This is a genomic window from Paraburkholderia fungorum, from assembly GCF_902833645.1.
Classification (GTDB): Bacteria; Pseudomonadota; Gammaproteobacteria; order Burkholderiales; family Burkholderiaceae; genus Paraburkholderia; species Paraburkholderia fungorum.
This window is the reverse complement of sequence record NZ_CADFGE010000011.1, coordinates 37,023-54,600: the sequence shown is the minus strand read 5'-3', so window position 1 is coordinate 54,600 and position 17,578 is coordinate 37,023. Positions and strand designations below refer to the sequence as shown.

Annotated in this window: 13 protein-coding genes; 8 read left to right on the top strand and 5 right to left on the bottom strand. The window is 63.0% G+C overall.

All coding sequences use genetic code 11. The features are described from left to right. Window positions 1–6 precede the first annotated feature (6 nt). From HWX91_RS28695 to HWX91_RS28675, 5 genes are all read left to right on the top strand, one after another. The gene (locus tag HWX91_RS28695) at window positions 7–939 is read left to right on the top strand and encodes a glycosyltransferase family 2 protein (RefSeq protein ID WP_028196540.1); all 933 of its coding nucleotides are present in this window, start codon (window positions 7–9) and stop codon (window positions 937–939) included. A 138-nt stretch (window positions 940–1,077) separates the two neighbouring features. Then, window positions 1,078–2,238, top strand: a complete 1,161-nt coding sequence (locus HWX91_RS28690; RefSeq protein ID WP_028196539.1) for a glycosyltransferase — start codon at window positions 1,078–1,080, stop codon at window positions 2,236–2,238. A gap of 3 nt (window positions 2,239–2,241) precedes the next feature. Next, window positions 2,242–3,705, top strand: a complete 1,464-nt coding sequence (locus tag HWX91_RS28685; RefSeq protein WP_028196538.1) for a glucose-6-phosphate isomerase — start codon at window positions 2,242–2,244, stop codon at window positions 3,703–3,705. Next, entirely contained in the window at window positions 3,702–4,955 is a 1,254-nt protein-coding gene (locus HWX91_RS28680) for a glycosyltransferase family 4 protein (protein WP_028196537.1), read from the top strand. The genes HWX91_RS28685 and HWX91_RS28680 overlap by 4 nt, the downstream gene beginning before the upstream one ends. A gap of 2 nt (window positions 4,956–4,957) precedes the next feature. Then, window positions 4,958–6,124: a glycosyltransferase family 4 protein gene (locus tag HWX91_RS28675; RefSeq protein ID WP_028196536.1), complete on the top strand. Its 1,167-nt coding sequence runs from the start codon at window positions 4,958–4,960 to the stop codon at window positions 6,122–6,124. A gap of 45 nt (window positions 6,125–6,169) precedes the next feature. Here HWX91_RS28675 and ppk2 read toward each other — a convergent pair whose 3' ends face one another. The 5 genes from ppk2 to HWX91_RS28650 all read right to left on the bottom strand — a co-directional run bounded on the left by ppk2 (window position 6,170) and on the right by HWX91_RS28650 (window position 10,789). After that, window positions 6,170–7,156 carry a polyphosphate kinase 2 gene (gene ppk2 / locus HWX91_RS28670; RefSeq protein ID WP_244144160.1) on the bottom strand — a complete coding sequence of 329 codons (987 nt, stop codon included), beginning with the start codon at window positions 7,154–7,156 and terminating at the stop codon, window positions 6,170–6,172. A 250-nt stretch (window positions 7,157–7,406) separates the two neighbouring features. After that, entirely contained in the window at window positions 7,407–7,628 is a 222-nt protein-coding gene (locus tag HWX91_RS28665; RefSeq protein WP_028196534.1) for an HP1242/YdcH family protein, read from the bottom strand. A 213-nt stretch (window positions 7,629–7,841) separates the two neighbouring features. Beyond that, window positions 7,842–8,885: a GDP-mannose 4,6-dehydratase gene (gene gmd / locus HWX91_RS28660; protein WP_028196533.1), complete on the bottom strand. Its 1,044-nt coding sequence runs from the start codon at window positions 8,883–8,885 to the stop codon at window positions 7,842–7,844. A gap of 54 nt (window positions 8,886–8,939) precedes the next feature. Further along, on the bottom strand, window positions 8,940–9,674 hold the full coding sequence (locus HWX91_RS28655; RefSeq protein ID WP_028196532.1) for an SGNH/GDSL hydrolase family protein: 735 nt from the start codon (window positions 9,672–9,674) through the stop codon (window positions 8,940–8,942). Next, window positions 9,671–10,789, bottom strand: a complete 1,119-nt coding sequence (locus tag HWX91_RS28650) for an acyltransferase family protein (protein ID WP_028196531.1) — start codon at window positions 10,787–10,789, stop codon at window positions 9,671–9,673. The genes HWX91_RS28655 and HWX91_RS28650 overlap by 4 nt, the downstream gene beginning before the upstream one ends. Before the next feature lie 525 nt (window positions 10,790–11,314). Between HWX91_RS28650 and HWX91_RS28645 the strand changes: the two genes are divergently transcribed. The 3 genes from HWX91_RS28645 to HWX91_RS28635 all read left to right on the top strand — a co-directional run bounded on the left by HWX91_RS28645 (window position 11,315) and on the right by HWX91_RS28635 (window position 17,518). Next, complete coding sequence (locus HWX91_RS28645; RefSeq protein WP_028196530.1) at window positions 11,315–13,516, top strand: NHL repeat-containing protein; 2,202 nt, start codon at window positions 11,315–11,317, stop codon at window positions 13,514–13,516. A gap of 91 nt (window positions 13,517–13,607) precedes the next feature. Next, window positions 13,608–15,074, top strand: coding sequence for a flippase (locus HWX91_RS28640; RefSeq protein ID WP_028196529.1), 1,467 nt, complete (start codon window positions 13,608–13,610; stop codon window positions 15,072–15,074). After that, window positions 15,071–17,518, top strand: coding sequence for a glycosyltransferase family 4 protein (locus tag HWX91_RS28635; RefSeq protein ID WP_028196528.1), 2,448 nt, complete (start codon window positions 15,071–15,073; stop codon window positions 17,516–17,518). Before HWX91_RS28640 ends, HWX91_RS28635 begins: the two co-directional genes overlap by 4 nt. Window positions 17,519–17,578 lie beyond the last annotated feature (60 nt).

Sequence of the window (17,578 nt, the reverse complement as noted above, 5' to 3'; positions counted from 1 at the left end):
ATCACCATGAAAGTGACAGTTCTGGTCCCGACTTACCGCCGCCCGGCCGATCTGGCGCGCTGCCTCGCGGCGCTGCAACGGCAATCGCGCGCGCCGGACGAAGTGGTGGTGGTCGCGCGCGCCGACGATGAAGCGACCCACGCCTGCCTGCGCGATCCCGCCGTGCCGGGCAAGTTGCCGCTATCCGTCGCGCTGGTCGAGGTGCCAGGCCAGGTCGCGGCCCTCAACCGCGGACTGGATGCCGCCAACGGCGACGTGATCGCGATTACCGACGACGACGCCGCGCCGCACCAGGACTGGGTCGAACGGATTGCCGCGGCCTTCGAGAGCGACGCACGCCTGGGGGCGCTCGGCGGCCGCGACTGGGTGCATGAAAAAGGCCGCGTGCTGGACGGAGAGCGGCCGCTGGTCGGCAAGGTCACGGTGCACGGCAAGATCATCGGCAACCATCACCTGGGCGTGGGCGGCGCACGCGAAGTCGACATTCTCAAAGGCGCCAACATGAGCTACCGGCGCGAGGCGGTGCGCACGATCCGTTTCGATCAGCGCCTGCGCGGCGCGGGCGCCCAGGTTCATAACGACATGGCCTTCAGTCTGAGCGTGAAGAATGCCGGCTGGAAGCTGATGTACGACCCACGCGTGGCCGTCGACCATTTCCCCGCCGAACGTTTCGACGACGACCGGCGCGACGCGCAAACCATGGCGGCATTACGCAATGCCGCCTTCAATTTCCACCTGATCCTGCGCGACCAGTTGCCGCCGCTGCGCCGCGAAACCGCGTGGTGGTGGTGGACGCTGGTCGGCACGCGCGTCTATCCGGGCCTCACGCATGCCGCGCTCGCGCTGGTTTCGAAACAGGCGAGCCTGCGGCTGTCGCGCTGGCGCGCGGTGCGTACCGGTGCGCATGAGGCGCGCCGCGCGCTGTCGCGGACCGCGTGAGCCACGCATGACACGCATGACACGCATGACCGGAATGACACGCATCCTCCCAACGTCCTGCACGTTCGTGCATCGGTCCCGGCGCGGCCTGTTCGCGCCTGCCGATGCTCCTTTCCACCGGCAGAGCGGAGTGTCTGCATGAGTACGAAAGTTCACGTTCACCTCTTTTACGGCGCCGACCCGCGCTTTTACCGGCCGGGCGACAACATCGGTTGTCTGTATGGCTATCACCACGCCGAGTCCGACGCATTCGCGCTGACCTATTCGCAGGATGCGCCCGAAAGCAAGCCGGTGCGTTTGCTGCGCCGCGCGCTGAAGGCGGCGCTCGGCTTCGATTTCATTCATACGTGGCGCAACCGCGCCGAGATGCTGCGCTCAGACGTGATCTGGACGCATACCGAGCAGGAATGGCTGTCCGCCGCGCTGATGCTGCTGCTTAGCGGCCGCAAGGCGGGCGCGGAGGCCTCGCCGCTGCTGCTGGCGCAAAGCGTGTGGCTGCTCGATAAATGGCCTTCCTATGGGATTTTGCGCAGCTGGCTGTATCGCAAGCTGATCAACCGCGCCGATCAGTTGACCACGCTCGCCAGCGAAAACGCAGAGCTGTGCCAGCGCTACTTCGAGCGCGACGCGAAAACGCTTTTTTACGGCCTGAATACGCAGGATTTTCCCGTCAGGATACCCACCGAATGGACGCCCCATACGCCGATCCGCATCGCCGCGATCGGCAACGATCGCGACCGCGATTGGGACACGCTCATCAAGGCCTTCGGCAACGATGCGCGTTATACGGTGAAGCTCGCCACACGGCGACGGATTCCCGCTTCGCTGCGTGCGCCGAACGTCGAAATCGCGCTGTTCTCGGGCATCAGGAAACAGCATGAACTCTACGACTGGGCCGACCTGATCGTCGTGCCGCTGCGGCCGAATTCGCACGCCTCGGGCATTACGGTGATGCTGGAAGCGGCGGCGGTCGGCAAGCCGATGGTGGTCACCAACGTCGGCGCATTGCAGGATTATTTTCCGGCGGGCGAGGCGGCCTATATCCCGCCGTTCAACCCGCCGGCGTTGCGTGAGGCGGTGGACCGGCTCGCCACTGCGCCGACGGAGGCACTGCGTCAGGCGCAGGCGGCCGCCGCCGGCCTGCTGTCGCGCGATCTGACCACGCAGAGCTATGCGATGCAGCACGTGAAAGTCACGCAGGAAATGCTGCGGGCGCGTGCGGCGTCGCGCGGACGCGTCGCGGCAGGCAGCGAGAGGCAGACGCCGCGCCCTTCGCCCGAATCGCGCGGAGGCCTCTGAACGATGTCGACAATTACGCGAGCCGGTGACGACAGCGTCGCGCGGGCACTGTCCGGCGCTCGCAAGGAGTGGCTGCCGGAGGCCTTGCTGTGGCTGATCACGGCGATGCTGATCGGCGCGCATCAAGGCACGGCGCTCACCTACGGCTTTCCGGTGCTCGCGATCCTGACGGGCCTGTGGCTCTATTTCAAGAGCCCGGCGCGCTACATCGGCTTCATGTGGTGGCTGTGGTTCCTGAGTCCGGAAGTGCGGCGTCTCGCCGACTGGTCCAAAGGCTCGTTCACACCGACCAGCCTGATCCAGGTCGCGCCGCTCGCGGTGACGATGATCAGTGCGTTCTCCTTGCTCCGCTACTACAAGCTGCTGTCGCAACGGCGCGGCCTGCCGGTGCTGCTGATCCTGATGGGGCTTGCCTACGCGTTCATGATCGGCGTGATGTCGAGCGGGCCGCTCGCCGCTACCTATGACCTCGCGAACTGGCTCTATCCGATCCTGATCGGCTTTCACATCATGGCGCACACGCGTCAGTACCCGACGTATCGCGACACCATCGTCAATACTTTTATCTGGGGCATGCTGGTGATGGGCGGCTACGGCCTGATCCAGTTTTTCATCATGCCGCAGTGGGATGCACTGTGGATGCTCGGTTCGCAGATGAACTCGCAAGGCGATGCCGTGCCGATGGGCGTGCGGGTGTTCAGCACGATGAACTCGTCGGGACCGTTCGCGTTCGCGATGATGGGTGCGATGGTCTTCGTGATGGCGGCCACGCACCGGGTGCGCTGGATCGCGGCGGCGCTCGGTTTCTTCTCGTTCGCGTTGAGTCTGGTGCGTTCGACATGGGGCGGCTGGGTGATCGCGCTGCTGATTCAACTGGTCAAGTCGAACAACAAGGTGCGCGTGCGGATTGTCGCGAGCGCGGTGCTGCTGGCCGGCTTGTGCGTGCCCTTGCTGGCGGTCGGCCCGGTTGCCGAGCGCATGCAGGCGCGCCTGAGCACCATCGTCAATCTGAGCGACGACCAGAGCTACGCCGCCCGTAACGAGTTTTACGCGAACTTCGCGAAGACCGCCTTCACCGATGTGTCGGGCGAGGGCATGGGCGCGACCGGCACCTCGACCAAGCTCTCCAACGACGGCGGCCAGCTCGGCCAGTACGGCAATTTCGACAGCGGCGTGATGAATATCCCGTTCGTGCTCGGCTGGCCCGGTACCTTGCTTTACATGTCCGGCATCGTCTGGCTGGTGGTGCGCGCGGTGCTCGCCTCGTTCAAGCTGCGCCACGACAAATTCGTCTCGGCCTGCCTGAGCCTCAGTCTCGCGACCTTCGCGATGCTGGTGTTCACCAATTCGCTGGTCGGCACCGGCGGCCTGCTGCTCTTCATGAGTGTTTTTTCGATCCTTTCTGCGGTGCACTACGAGAAGATGAACCGCAGACGCACGCTATTTCTCCACGGAGGCACTGATTGAGAGTCGCCATTGTCACGCACGTCGTGCGGCATAACGACGGCCAGGGGCGCGTCAACCACGAGATTGCGCGCGCCGCCCTCGATGAGAACATCGCGGTCACCCTGGTGGCATCGCACGTCGCGCCGGATCTGCTCGCGCATCCGAACGTACGCTGGGCACCGATCAAAATCGGCCGCTGGTGGCCCACCAATCTGCTGCGCCAGCAGGTGTTCGCGTTCAAGAGCGCGATGTGGCTGCGCGCGCATCGCCGCGAATACGACGTGCTGCACGTGAACGGCTTCATCACGTGGATGCCCGCCGATGTCAACACCTCGCACTTCGTGCATAGCGGCTGGTTCGGCAGCAAGTACTACCCGTTTGGGCTCACGAAAGGCGTGTGGTCCGCGTATCAGTCGGTTTATACGCGCTGCAACGCGTGGCTCGAACGCTGGGCTTACCGGCGCTCGAAAGTGATCACCGCGGTGTCGCAAAAGGTTGCCGATGAAATTCGCGCGATCGGGTTGACGCCGGATAACCGGGTCGACGTGATTTACAACGGCGTCGATACGCAAGGCTTTGCCGCCGCAACCGGCGACCGCGCGAAATTTGGCTTGCCCGCCGACGCATTCCTGCTGCTATTCGTGGGCGATTTGCGCACGCCGCGCAAAAACCTCGGCACCGTATTGCAGGCGCTCAAGCATCTGCCCGAGCACGTACAGATCGCGGTGGCCGGATTTCTGCCGGGCAGTCCATATCCCGAGGAGGCGAAGGCGCTCGGCATTGCGCATCGCGTGCATTTTCTTGGACTGGTCAAGGAGATGCCCGTGCTGATGCATTCGGTCGACGCGTTCGTATTCCCGTCGCGCTATGAGGCGATGAGCCTGTCGCTGCTCGAGGCGATGGCCGCGGGCTTGCCGGTGGTCACGGCGCGCACGGCGGGCGGCGCCGAAATCATCACGCCGGAATGCGGCATCGTGCTCGACGATCCGGACGATCCCAACGCGTTGGCGGGCGCCGTCGCGCGCCTCGCTGAAAACGACGCTACCCGCCGGGCGATGGGTGCCGCTGCCAATGAACTGGCGACCGGTTTCGGCTGGGCGAGGATGGCCGCGCAATACATCGCGCTGTACCGGCAATTGGCGGAGCAGCAGAAGGACCGCAAGCGCCGCGAAACGGAGGCCGCGGCGGTGGCCGCGAACGACGCGCTGACGCTTAATACGCTCGCCGGGCAGAGCATTCACCACAATTCTCAGAACGCACAGGGGCAATAAACATGACGACGAGTTCAATCAAATCGCTGCAGATCGGCATGCACTGGTTCCCCGAACGCGCGGGCGGGCTTGACCGCATGTATTACTCGCTGGTCGGCGCGTTGCCGGGCGCGGGCGTCGCCGTGCGCGGCGTGGTGGCGGGCTCGCCCAAAGTCGCCGCGGATACCGGTGGCGCGATCAACGGTTTCGGGTCCGCCGCGCAATCGCTGCCGCTGCGGCTGATGGCGGCACGCCGCGCGCTGCGCCATGAAATCAGCGTCTCGCGTCCCGACGTGATCTCGTCGCACTTCGCGCTGTACACGTTCCCGGGCCTGGACGTGACGCGCGGCATTCCGCAGGTCTCGCATTTCCAGGGACCATGGGCCGACGAGAGCCATGTGGAGGGTGCCGATTCGCTCGGCCAGCGCGCCAAGCGCTATCTGGAACAATCGGTGTATGTGCGCTCGTCGCGGTTGATCGTGCTGTCGGAGGCATTCGGCAAGATTCTGACTTCGCGCTATCGCATCGCGCCGGAGCGCGTCCGTGTGGTGCCGGGTTGCGTGGACGTCGAACAGTTCAATCTGCCGCTCACGCCGGCCGAGGCGCGCCTGAAGCTGCAATTGCCGCAAGACCGGCCGATCGTGCTGGCCGTGCGGCGTCTGGTGCGCCGCATGGGCCTCGAAGACCTGATCGATGCGGTGAAGCTGCTCAAGCGCTCGGAACCCGATGTGCTGCTGCTGATCGCAGGCAAGGGGCGGCTTGAAGGTGAATTGCAGGCGCGTATTACCGAGGCGGGTCTCGAGAACAACGTGAAGCTGCTGGGCTTCGTGCCCGATCAGCATCTGGCGGCCTTGTACCGTGCGGCGAATATCAGCGTGGTGCCGACCGTGGCGCTGGAGGGCTTTGGGCTGATTACCGTCGAATCGCTGGCTTCCGGCACGCCGGTACTGGTAACGCCGGTAGGCGGCTTGCCGGAAGCGGTGGCGGGTTTGTCGCCGAACCTGGTCTTGCCGGAGACCGGCGCGAAAGCGATTGCGGCAGGTCTGGCGGGCGCGTTGAACGGTTCACTGAAGCTGCCGGACGCCGACGCCTGCCGTCGCTATGCACGCGAGAACTTCGACAACTCGGTGATCGCGAAGCGTGTGGCTTCGGTGTACAGCGAGGCGATTGCGGCGGGCGGGGTGCATTGAGGGCAGGGCCGGCCGCCATTGAGGCGGCCGCTGCGCCGGTGAGCGTTACATTGCCCGCCCGACGATCAGTGGGTCCACCGGGCCGAGCGCCTCGATGTCGCGATTCGCATATGGCAGCTTATGCAGCACGTAGCGCATTGCATTGAGCCGCGCGCGCTTCTTGCAATCGGAGCGGACGACGGTCCACGGCGCGTCGGCCGTATCGGTCTGCGCGAACATCGCTTCTTTGGCTTGCGTGTATTCGTCCCATTTGTCGAGCGAGGCGAGGTCGACCGGACTCAGCTTCCATTGCTTGAGCGGATGCACCTCCCGCTCCCTGAAACGGCGGCGTTGTTCCTCCCGGCTTACCGAGAACCAGAATTTGACGATATGCGTTCCGCTGCGCGCAAGGTGCCGCTCGAATTCGGGCGCCTGTTGCATGAACTCGCCATATTCGTGCGGTGAACAGAAACCCATTACCCGTTCCACGCCGGCACGGTTGTACCAGGAACGGTCGAACAGCACGATCTCGCCCGCGGTGGGCAGATGCTGGACGTAGCGCTGGAAGTACCATTGGCCGCGCTCCGATTCGCTCGGTTTTTCCAGCGCGACGACCCGGGCGCCGCGTGGATTCAGATGTTCCATGAAGCGTTTGATCGTGCCGCCTTTGCCCGCCGCGTCGCGCCCTTCGAACAGGATCACGACACGCTGGCCGGTTTCCCGAACCCACGCCTGCAACTTGAGCAACTCGACTTGCAAGCGATATTTCTGCTTCTCGTACGCGCGGCGGGACATCAGATTGCGGTACGGATAGCCACCTTCACGCAGCGCCGGCGATAGCTCGTCGTCGGGATGACGGACGGCGCCGGCATGCCAGGTGGCGGGATTGCCTTCGAGCAAATGCATGCGCAGCGCCTGGGCTTCATCGGGGGAGAGGCCGTCCAGCAGCGTCTTGATGGCGCTCATTGCACCGCCGGGTTCGCGCCCGGATCCGGTTTGCCCCGCAAGAACGCTTTCCATGCCGTTGACGATAAAGGCATTTGCGGTTTCCACCGAACGGCGGGTCTCTGTGCGTTCAACACTACGCGCGGCTTGATTGGCGTGGGCGGGGGTTTCGCTAGCGGCCTCGCCATGCGAGTCGCCTCGCGCGTCGCCGCGAGCAGCGGCATGAATGTCGACGGCGACGTCGCCGCGACTGACGAGTCGGGGCGCTGGGGCGCGTGGGCGAGTTTTGTCCTGCTGGGATGCCAAGATTGGGGATTCCTTGTGAAAGATTGGATTCAGGCGTGGAGCGCAAGCTTGCTCAGGCAGCTTCGGCCGCTTTCCTCAAGACCTCATACAGTTGATCTTTCAACAGAAGTTTTTCCTTCTTCAAGGCTTCGATGGTGGCGCTGTCGGCAGGCGTGACGTTCGTTGCCATGTTGTGAATGCGATGATCCAACTCATTGTGGCGTTCGAACAGGCGGGAAAAATGGGCGTCCTCAGTCTTGAGGCGGGAGATCAGGTCGCGGTATTCGGGGAACATCTGTCACTCCATCTGGCAGTGGTGAAGGTGCCAGGTCTTGAGGAAAGACATGGCACGCCTCTGGAGCAACTATTTTTGCACTACCAGGTATCGATAGCATTGACCTGAATCATTGCAATCAGGCTTGACTACGTCAGGAGATCTCGATGAAGACGAACACGCCGGCGCGGAGGAGGCCGCCGGCGACCATCCTCCATCCTCAATCACACCAGGTCAGAACGTCTCGTGATGCTCGTTGCGGCCGAGGTCCGCGTGAACCATCATGTGGCATAGCTGTTCGAGCGTGGTTTCCGGCTTCCAGCCGAGCTTCTCGCGCGCCTTGTCCGCGCAGCCGATCAGCAGATCCACTTCCGCCGGGCGGTAGAACTTCGGATTCACGCGCACCAGCGTCTTACCCGTGGCGACGTCGATGCCGGTTTCGCGCTCTTCCTTACCCGACCATTCGAGCTGATAGCCCGCGGCGGCGAACGCCATGCGCACGAAGTCCCGTACCGTCTCGGTGCGGCCGGTGGCGAGCACGAAGGTGTCGGGTTCATCGGCTTGCAGCATGCGCCACATGCCTTCCACGTATTCGAGCGCGAAGCCCCAGTCGCGCTTGGCGCTCAGATTGCCGAGTTCCAGCGTGTCCTGCTTGCCGAGCTTGATCTTCGCGACCGTGTCGGTGATCTTGCGGGTCACGAATTCGCGGCCACGCAGCGGCGATTCGTGATTGAACAGAATCCCGCTGCTGGCGAACAGGTTGTACGACTCGCGATAATTGATGGTCGACCAGTGCGCGAACAGCTTGGCCACGCCGTACGGGCTGCGCGGGTAGAAGGGCGTGTCCTCGCGCTGCGGCACCGCTTGCACGAGACCGAACATTTCCGAAGTGGAGGCCTGATAAAAACGCGTCTTCGGATTCAGGATACGGATACCTTCGAGCAGATTCAGCGCGCCGATGCCGGTCACTTCGGCGGTCGTCACGGGCTGGTCGAACGAGACGCCCACGAAGCTCTGCGCCGCGAGGTTGTACAACTCGTCGGCCTGCGCGCCTTCGAGCAGGCGCAGCGTGGAGCCGAGATCGGTCAGATCGTGTTCGACCAGACGCAGATTCGGATGATCGAGCACGCCGAGCTCACGAATGCGCCAGAAGTTGACCGAACTCGTGCGCCGGTAGGTGCCGGTCACGTGGTAGCCCTTGTCGAGCAGCAGTTTGGTCAGATAGGCGCCGTCCTGTCCGGATACGCCGGTGATGATCGCTTTGCGTGGTTGGCTCATAGCTTGCCTTCGATATTGGTAAAAGAAAAAAGAAGCGCACTGGAAAAAAGAGCTTCAGAGCGTGCCGCCCAGCAGTCGCCGCACCAGCGGATCGACGACCTGAAAATCCTGTTCAGCCTTGAGCCGGTACAAGTCCGGCTTCGGATGCGCGCCGTCGGACATCAGCGTCTTCCAGTCCGGCAGACTGCTGATGTAGGCGAATTGATCGACGAGCGGCACCTGCTGTTCGGCGGCCACGCGACGCGTCATCACAACCATTGCGGCGAGCCGCGCGTTGAGGCGGTTGTCGGGCATCGGGTTCGAGGTCTGCAGAACCGGCTCCTTGCCGAGCGCACGGGCGCTTTTCACGAGCGTCGTTTCGGCCGCATAGAACTGCTCGGGCGTCTGGTTCTGCATCACTTCGTTGATGCCGTAGTTGATCAGCACGATCTGCGCGGATGACGCGGCAAGCCGTTCCTGCCATGGCAAGCCCGCGCCCGGACCGGCCCGACGGTTGCCGGTGCCGTCGCGCAACTGGGTGGCCGTGGTGCCGCCCACCCCGTAGTTCGTGACGCGCACCCGGTCGCCGTGCTTCGCCTGCAAGTCGTCCTGCAGATACGACACGGCGTTCTGCGCCTGCGGGCCGCAGCGGCCGTTGCTGCATGCAATGCCGAGCGTGGTCGAATCGCCGTAGGCTTCCACCAGCACCTGGGTTGCCGGACCGCCGGCGTGTGCATTCGGCGCAGCCATTGAAGCGACCACCCACGCAACGCCCGACACGCTCGCGGCGAGCCACGCACGGCGTCTCATGCGCGGCTTTGCGGCGCTTGCGACGCGCCTCCCGTCATGCTGCCGGCGCTCGCATGGTCTTTGCCGGCCGCACCTTTGGCGGCCGCACCTCTGCCGGCCGCGCCGAAAATCAACCGTTTCTCGAACGCGAACCATGTGATGCTGGCGTAGGCGAGGGTGATCGCAAGCGCTAGCGCCGCGGTCACGTAACGGTTCAGATGCAGCGGCCACAGCGTGTACAGGACGCTCAGGTGGATCAGATAGATCGTGTAGCTGATGGTGCCGATATAGACCAGCACGGGGTTGCACAGCAGCCGCTTGACGATGCCCTTGCTTTGCAGGGCGATGACCACGACGGAAGTGCACAGCACTAGCGAGACGCTGTAGAGCCCGGCATTCGACAGCGGCGTGTTGGCCGCGCGAAAACGCGGGTAATGCAGATGCAGCCATGCGAGCACAGCCAGCGCGGCGAAAAAGCCGAGCACGGCCAGGCCCTTGAACGGTTCGAGGGCATCGCGATTGCGCCGTACGGCAACCGCGAGCAGCGCGCCGGCCGCCAGCAGGTCCATGCGGAACGGCGTCAGGTAATAGATCGGCCAGAACGAATCGAACCAGGGCGTGGCAACCGCGCGCAGCACCGGCACCAGCACGATCAACGCGGCCGCCACATAGCCGAGCACACGCTCGGGCAGCAGCAGAATCACAAACGGCCAGAAAATATAGAACTGCTCTTCGACGGCCAGCGACCACAGCACGTTCAGGCTGTCGTGGCCGCTCTGGTTGAGCGCATCGCCGATATTGGTCGCGAAGAACGCGTACCACTGCCAGTGCTGTGCCCAGCCGAAGCCGAACAGAATCGACGACACCACCATCAGCAGCAGATAAGGCGGCAGGATGCGCCGCGCCCGGCGCGCATAGAAGTAGCCGAAATACGACTGTTGACGCGCCTTGCGTTCGAGCAGGATGCCGGTAATCAGAAAGCCGCTCAACACGAAAAACAGATCGACGCCCATCCACAGCGGCGCTTTCAGCGCGTGCTGGGCGAACACGGCCAGTACGGCAATCGCGCGCAACCCGTCGAGTTGCACGATGCGGCGTGAGTGAGAAGGCGCTAAGGGCAGTGCGCTAGCAGTCATGAACCGTCCATGGAGTGAAGCGGATGAGCCGGGTGAAGGATCGCGCTCGCTGCGCGTCGCATCGGTAGTGCAATCGATTTTAGGCAAAAGAAATTGATGAAAAAACGGGAATGAAATGGATAAATGAATCAGATTGAAACAGGGTGTTTCGTTAGCCATTTGAAATTGATTTCCGTGCTTGTGTCTTATGGCTGTCGTAAAGCGTAAGAAGTGCAGGGGAAATCCCGCCGCATCGGTAAGGATGGTCGCGAAGGCAGAGCCGGGCGCAAGCGCCCGCGAGTATTTTCGTTTAATCGATTTTTAAATAATTTTCTTTCGCGACGCTTAAAGCGGCGAATATTTTTGAATTATTTTCGATTTTCGTTGCGGCGTTTTTTCCGCGTAATGTGAGCCGTGTGATCCGTCTCACGTTCTTACGTCGCTCGTACGTCGCTTCTAGCGGTCTCTGCTGTCACTTCTTGGCATTTCGCATCTGCGCGGGCTCGGTGCCCGATCGCGGCTCGGCCCGGATTGGAGGAATTACTTTTGGCCCGTTTCACGTTCAAAACCTGGATTGCTGTATTGGCCTATGCGGCTGGCATGACGGCCGCGTCGGTCAGCTTCACGGCATCCGCTGAAACCGTGTTAAACGCGAAAAATTCCTGGATCGGCAATACCTTCGGTTTTGGCGACGGCACGTGGACCCAGATCAACATCACCGCGATTGCGGTCACCCCCGACGGTAAGGTCTATACGAACGCACCATGGGACGAAAGCGGCGCTGAAGCGAGCATCTATCAGAACGGCAAGATGCTCGGTTTTGCGGGTGGCACGCACGGTTGGGGCAATGGCGGCGGCAACGCGATCGCGGTGAATCGCAAGTACGCGTTCGTGGCCATCGCGGTCGGCAATGAGAAGGGGCATCTGGTCGAGCAAGGCGTATGGCCGGAGAAGGGCAAGCAATGGTTCGGCATTTCGCGTCGGCAGATCGCCGATCCGAAGCGCGCCGCGCCGTTCCAGCCGGCCGCGAACCACGCAGACCCACATGCGCAACTGGCCGCCGGGTTCTTGATGATGAACGAAGTGCCGACGGGCACGAGCGCGGAAATTGGCGGTCTGGCAGCGAACGACACCACGCTGTACGCGGCGAACACCGCACGCGACCGTATCGAGGTGTATGACGCAGAATCGATGCAGCAGAAGGCAAACTGGAGCGTGCACGAACCGGGCCGCATGGCGCTTGCCCCCGACGGCACGCTGTGGGTGTTGAGCGGCACGCGCAACGACCGCGCGCCACATGTGGAGCATTACACGGCATGGGGCAAGCGCCTTGACGAAACCTTCACGTTGCCCACCGATACGGTCGCGGTCGATATCGCCGTCGATGCGCAAGGCCGCATTCTCATTGCCGACAACGGTCCGCGTCAGCAAGTGCTGTTTTTCAGCAAAAGCAATGGCCGCTACGCGGAGTCGGGTTCGCTGGGCGAGCGCGGTGGCATTTTCAGCGGTGTAGCGGGCCGCCCAGGACCGCAGCGCTTCAACGGTTTGACCGGCGTGGGCGTGGATGCGCGCGGCAATGTTTATGTGTCGACCAACGGCATCGGTCCGCGTTACGCGCCGATCGGCGCGGGCCTCGGCGCCACGCTCGAAAGCTACGCGCCGGACGGCAAGCAGAACTGGCAGGTGCAGGGCTTGTTATTCGTCGACGGCGCATGGATCGATCCGTCACGTCCGGATAGCGTCTATACCGGCAACAAGCGCTTCGAACTCGATCTCTCGAAGCCTGCCGGTCAGGACTGGAAATACGTGGGGTTTCTGTCGAACCGCTTCAAGTATCCCGACGACCCGGTCTTTCACACCGACCAGTATCCCGGCCTGCCGATCGCCCGCAAGCTCAAGGGCCACACGTTTCTGTACCTGACCGACATGTACGCGGATCACCTGAAAATCTATCGCTTCGATCCGCAGCGCGATGGCGAAGTGGCGATTCCTTCGGGCTTCATTGCCGGGCGTGACCGAGCCGTTGCCAAGGTGCCGAATGCCCCGCCGGGCGGCGACTGGATCTGGCGCGATGTGAACGGCGACGGCAGGTTCAACACCGACGAATTCACCCTCAACACGAGCGGCACGAAGCTCGCGGGCGGCTGGGGCTGGTGGGTCGATAGCGCGGGGGATATCTGGCGCGCTCGCGATAACCGGGGTATTTACCGCTTCCGTTTCGGTGGCCTCGATGCGCAGGGCAACCCTGTTTACTCGTATTCGAATCTCACGCATTACCCGGTGCCGCAGCCGTTCACCGAACTGCACCGGGCGATTTACGACCCCGACACCGACACGATGTACCTGACCGGTTATACGCCCGATACGCCGTTCGATCGCGGCTTCTGGAAGGAGGTGGGGCGCGTGCTGGCGCGCTACGACAAATGGTCGAGCGGCAATCCGGTGCAGCGCTATTCGATCACGCTGCCTTGGACCACGCAGACCAAACCCATCGCCACGATCATCGGGCTCACGGTCGAGGGGCAATACATCTTTGGCGTCGAACCGGTCGGCGCGGTGCACGTGTGGGACAAGGACAGCGGCAAGGAGATCGGTGTCATCCGTCCGGGCCCGGAAGTCGGCAGCGCGTCGGGCTGGGTCGACGTGCCCAACGGCATCAGCGCCGCGAAACGCAGCAACGGTGAGTATCTCGTGTTCGTCGAGGAAGACGCACGCGGGAAAGTGATGATGTATCGCTGGAAGCCTTGACGCGAGGTGACCTGCTGCGAGTCACGCGCCGCTCGCGGCGCGAAGGCTTCCGAATCAATCATCAGGCAACTGAATCAACCCAAGGCATCCGATGGACAAAGGCATTCTCAAGAACGTAGCGATCAATTTTTTCGGCCTGGTACTGCCGACTTTCGTCTCGCTCGTGACCGTGCCGTCGTATATCAAGCTGCTCGGCGTCGAGCGCTACGGCGTGATCAGTCTCGTGTGGACCTTGATCGGCTACTTCGGGATTCTCGATCTCGGCATGAGCATGGCCGCGCAGAATCACATCTCGAAGGCGCGTGCCTCGGGGGACAAGGGCGAGAGCGCGCGCGTGTTCTGGAGCGCGACGTGGCTCAATCTCGCGACCGGCGTGATCGGCGGTCTGATCATCTATTTCGGCGCGTTTCTGTACACCGCGTACTTCACCAAGGTGTCGCCGGAATTGCAGCACGAGGTTTATATGGCGCTGCCGTGGCTCGCGGTGGCGATTCCGATTGCCAATGTGTCGTGGGTGTTCGCCGGTGCGATCAACGGCGCGGAACGCTTCGGTGTCTACAACACCAATCAGACCATCGGCACTTTCCTGTTCCAGTTGCTGCCGCTCGGCGCCGCGCTGTGGCTGGGCGCGACGTTGCAGAACGTGCTCGCCGCCGCCGTATTCGCGCGCATTCTCGCGGCGATTCTGCTGGGCCGTTCGGCCTTGAAGGTGCTGGAGATTCGCAGCATTCTGGCGCCGCAACTCGGCGTGGCCAAGGGGCTCTTCAACTTCGGCGGCTGGATGCTGATTGCGAGCGTCACCAACATGATCGCGGAATCGCTCGATCGCGTGATGCTCGGCACGAGTCTCGGCGCGCGCTTCGTCACGTATTACACGGTGCCGCAAAACCTCGTGACGCGTTTGAATATCGTGCCGACCGCGCTGGTGCGCACCTTGTTTCCGCGCCTGTCCGCCGTGGCTCGCGCGGATGCCGACACCATCACGCAGCAGTCGCTCGAATTCCTCAATGGGGTGTTCACGCCTGTCGCGCTGGTTGCGATGCTGGTGCTCGAGCCGTTCCTGCATCTGTGGGTCGGCAATGAGATCGCCACCGTGGCCGCACCGGTGGGCCGCATCATGATCGTCGCCGTGTGGCTCGTCGGGCAGGCGAACGTGACGCGGATTCTGATCCAGTCGCAAGTCAATCCGGCCACCGCCGCGCGGGTCGGCCTGTTCGAATTGCCCTTGTTTGCAGGGGCTTTATGGCTCGGTATAACCCACTTCGGTTTGACCGGCGCGGCGATGGCCGTGGCTGGCCGGGCTCTGTTCGACTACGTCGTGCTGCTGCGCCTGTCGGCGATTCGCGCGCGCCAGATCGCGCTCGACATGCTTGCCCACCTCGCTTTTCTGCTGGCCAGCCTGTGGCTTGCCAGCTTCCTGCCAAGTCTCGCTTTGGCGATCGTCGCCGGCGTATTGATGGTCGGCGCGAACGTCGCCTGGTCCATCACGATGACTCCCGCTTTGCGCGATCTTGCGCGTTCACTGCTGTTGCGACTGAATCCGAGGAAAAGCGCATGAACCACGAAGTCCTTGAAGAAGCCGTGCTGCGACCCACGACGCGCAGCGCACTGGCCGAACTCACCACCGTTCCCGGCGTTCAAACGCCGCCGCGCCACACCGCGTTACGCAGCGACAAGAGCGTGCGGGTCGCGATCGTGCACGACTGGCTCGTGACCTATGCGGGCGCGGAGAAGGTGCTCGAGCAGATCGTCGCCTGCTTTCCGGATGCGGACCTGTTCAGCCTCGTCGATTTTCTTGACGATCGCAGCTTCCTGCGCGGCAAATCGGTGACGACCTCGTTCATCCAGAAGCTGCCACGCGCGCGGACCAAGTACCGCGCCTATCTGCCGCTGATGCCGCTTGCGATCGAGCAGCTCGACGTGTCGGCTTACGACGTGGTGATCTCGAGCAGCCACGCGGTAGCGAAAGGGATTCTCACCGGTCCCGACCAGGTGCATATCAGCTACGTGCATTCGCCGATCCGCTATGCGTGGGATTTGCAGCACCAGTATTTGCAGCAGTCGAAGCTGACCGGCGGACCGAAGTCGGCACTCGCGCGCCTGATTCTGCACTACATCCGTAACTGGGATATCCGCACGTCGAATTCGGTGGATGGCTTCGTGGCGAACTCGGAGTTCATCGCGCGTCGTATCAGGAAGGTCTATCAGCGCGATTCAAAGGTGATCTTTCCGCCTGTCGATGTCGAGGCTTTTTCGCTGTGCACGGATAAGGACGATTTCTATCTGACGGCCTCGCGCATGGTGCCGTACAAGAAGATCGACCTGATTGTCGAAGCATTCGCGCGGATGCCGGAGCGCAAGCTCGTGGTGATCGGCGACGGCCCCGACATGCAGAAGATCCGCGCGAAGGCGGGTCCCAATGTCGAGATCATGGGCTATCAGCCGTTCAAGGTGCTGAAGGACCATATGAGCCGCGCCAAGGCTTTCGTGTTTGCAGCCGAAGAGGATTTCGGCATCTCGGTGGTCGAGGCGCAGGCTTGCGGCACGCCGGTGATTGCCTACGGCAAGGGCGGGGCGCTGGAAACCGTGCGCGATCTGTCCGAGGCGCGGCCTACCGGCATGTTTTTCGACGAACAGAGCGTCGACTCGATCATCGCGGCGGTCGCACGTTTTGACGACCACGTGAAGCGGTTTTCGCCGCTGGACTGCCGCGCGAACGCGGAGCAGTTCTCCGCCGCCCATTTCCGCGAACGCTTCTTCAACCACGTGCGGGATGCGGTGCCCGCACTGCGCTCGGCAACGCTGCCGCCGTACGTTCCCTACAAAGCCGATGCCGCTGCCGGCGCGCCGCATATTCTGGCAGTCGATCAGAGCGGTGTCCTCGGCGGTGCCGAGTTGTCGTTGCTGGAGATCGTCAAGGCATTGCGTACCCGTATGGAAGTCGTACTGTTCGACGACGGCCCGTTCCATACGGCTCTTGCGAAGGCCGGCGCGAGCGTCAACGTGCTGGACGCGGGTGCGCTGCGCCATGTTCGCAAGCAGGGTGGATCGCTGCCGAAGGGGCAGGCGCTCAAGGGGTTGATATCGCTCGTGCGCGCCACCGCGAAACGCGCGCGCGACGCCGAAGTGATCTATGCCAATACGCAGCGCGCGATGGTGATCGGCGCGCTTGCTGGCAAGCTCGCACGGCGGCCGGTGGTGTGGCATCTGCGCGATATCGTCAGTCCGGAACACTTCGGCCGCAAGCAACTGGCGATCATCAAGTGGTGCGCGCGGCTTGGCCTCACGCACGTGATCGCCAATTCGGCAGCCTCCGCTCGGGCCTTTACGGAACTCACGCATTTCGACAAAAAACGGGTCGACGTGGTGTTCAACGGGATTTCCGCGGCGCCGTTCGACGCATTGAGCACGGTGCCGCAGGCGACGCTGCGCAGACGCCTGGGCTTGCCGCAGGACGGCTTTCTGGTCGGCTCGTTCAGCCGCCTCGCGCGCTGGAAAGGGCAGCATGTGCTGCTCGAAGCCATGGTCCTCAATCCGCAGATGCATGCGGTGCTGGTGGGGGCACCGCTGTTCGGCGAGGACGCGTACGAGATCGAACTGCACGCGTTTGTCGCCGCGCATGATCTGGCTGACCGGGTGCATTTTCTCGGCTTCCAGCACGATATCCCCGCTTGCATGTGCGCGGTCGATGCGGTTGTCCACACGTCGATCACGCCGGAGCCGTTCGGCCGCGTGATTGTCGAGGGGATGCTGGCGCGGCGGCCGGTGGTGGCGGCACGCGCGGGCGGCGTGCTGGAGATCATCGATGACTATGAGAACGGTGTGCTCTGCACGCCCGGCGATGCACATGGTCTCGCCGATACGTTGGCTGAGTTGCGCTCGAACGACGAACTGCGCGAGAAACTGGTCAGGAATGGGTATCAGGCAGCGCTGAGCCGGTTTGGGACGGCAACCTACGTGGACGGTGTCGCGCGGATTCTGAAGCGCGTGGTGAAGGGCTGAGGGCTTTTGCGTTATTAGCTCATTGCAGGAGTGGGCGCTCCGAATTAGGCGCGGTGTATT

What these genes read in the sequence shown, in the direction of transcription:
- HWX91_RS28695 (WP_028196540.1), top strand. Translation starts at nt 7, where the DNA reads ATGAAAGTGACAGTTCTGGTCCCGACTTACCGCCGCCCGGCCGATCTG.
- HWX91_RS28690 (WP_028196539.1), top strand. Translation starts at nt 1,078, where the DNA reads ATGAGTACGAAAGTTCACGTTCACCTCTTTTACGGCGCCGACCCGCGC.
- HWX91_RS28685 (WP_028196538.1), top strand. Translation starts at nt 2,242, where the DNA reads ATGTCGACAATTACGCGAGCCGGTGACGACAGCGTCGCGCGGGCACTG.
- HWX91_RS28675 (WP_028196536.1), top strand. Translation starts at nt 4,958, where the DNA reads ATGACGACGAGTTCAATCAAATCGCTGCAGATCGGCATGCACTGGTTC.
- HWX91_RS28665 (WP_028196534.1), bottom strand. Translation starts at nt 7,628, where the DNA reads ATGTTCCCCGAATACCGCGACCTGATCTCCCGCCTCAAGACTGAGGAC.
- gmd (WP_028196533.1), bottom strand. Translation starts at nt 8,885, where the DNA reads ATGAGCCAACCACGCAAAGCGATCATCACCGGCGTATCCGGACAGGAC.
- HWX91_RS28655 (WP_028196532.1), bottom strand. Translation starts at nt 9,674, where the DNA reads ATGAGACGCCGTGCGTGGCTCGCCGCGAGCGTGTCGGGCGTTGCGTGG.
- HWX91_RS28650 (WP_028196531.1), bottom strand. Translation starts at nt 10,789, where the DNA reads ATGACTGCTAGCGCACTGCCCTTAGCGCCTTCTCACTCACGCCGCATC.
- HWX91_RS28640 (WP_028196529.1), top strand. Translation starts at nt 13,608, where the DNA reads ATGGACAAAGGCATTCTCAAGAACGTAGCGATCAATTTTTTCGGCCTG.
- HWX91_RS28635 (WP_028196528.1), top strand. Translation starts at nt 15,071, where the DNA reads ATGAACCACGAAGTCCTTGAAGAAGCCGTGCTGCGACCCACGACGCGC.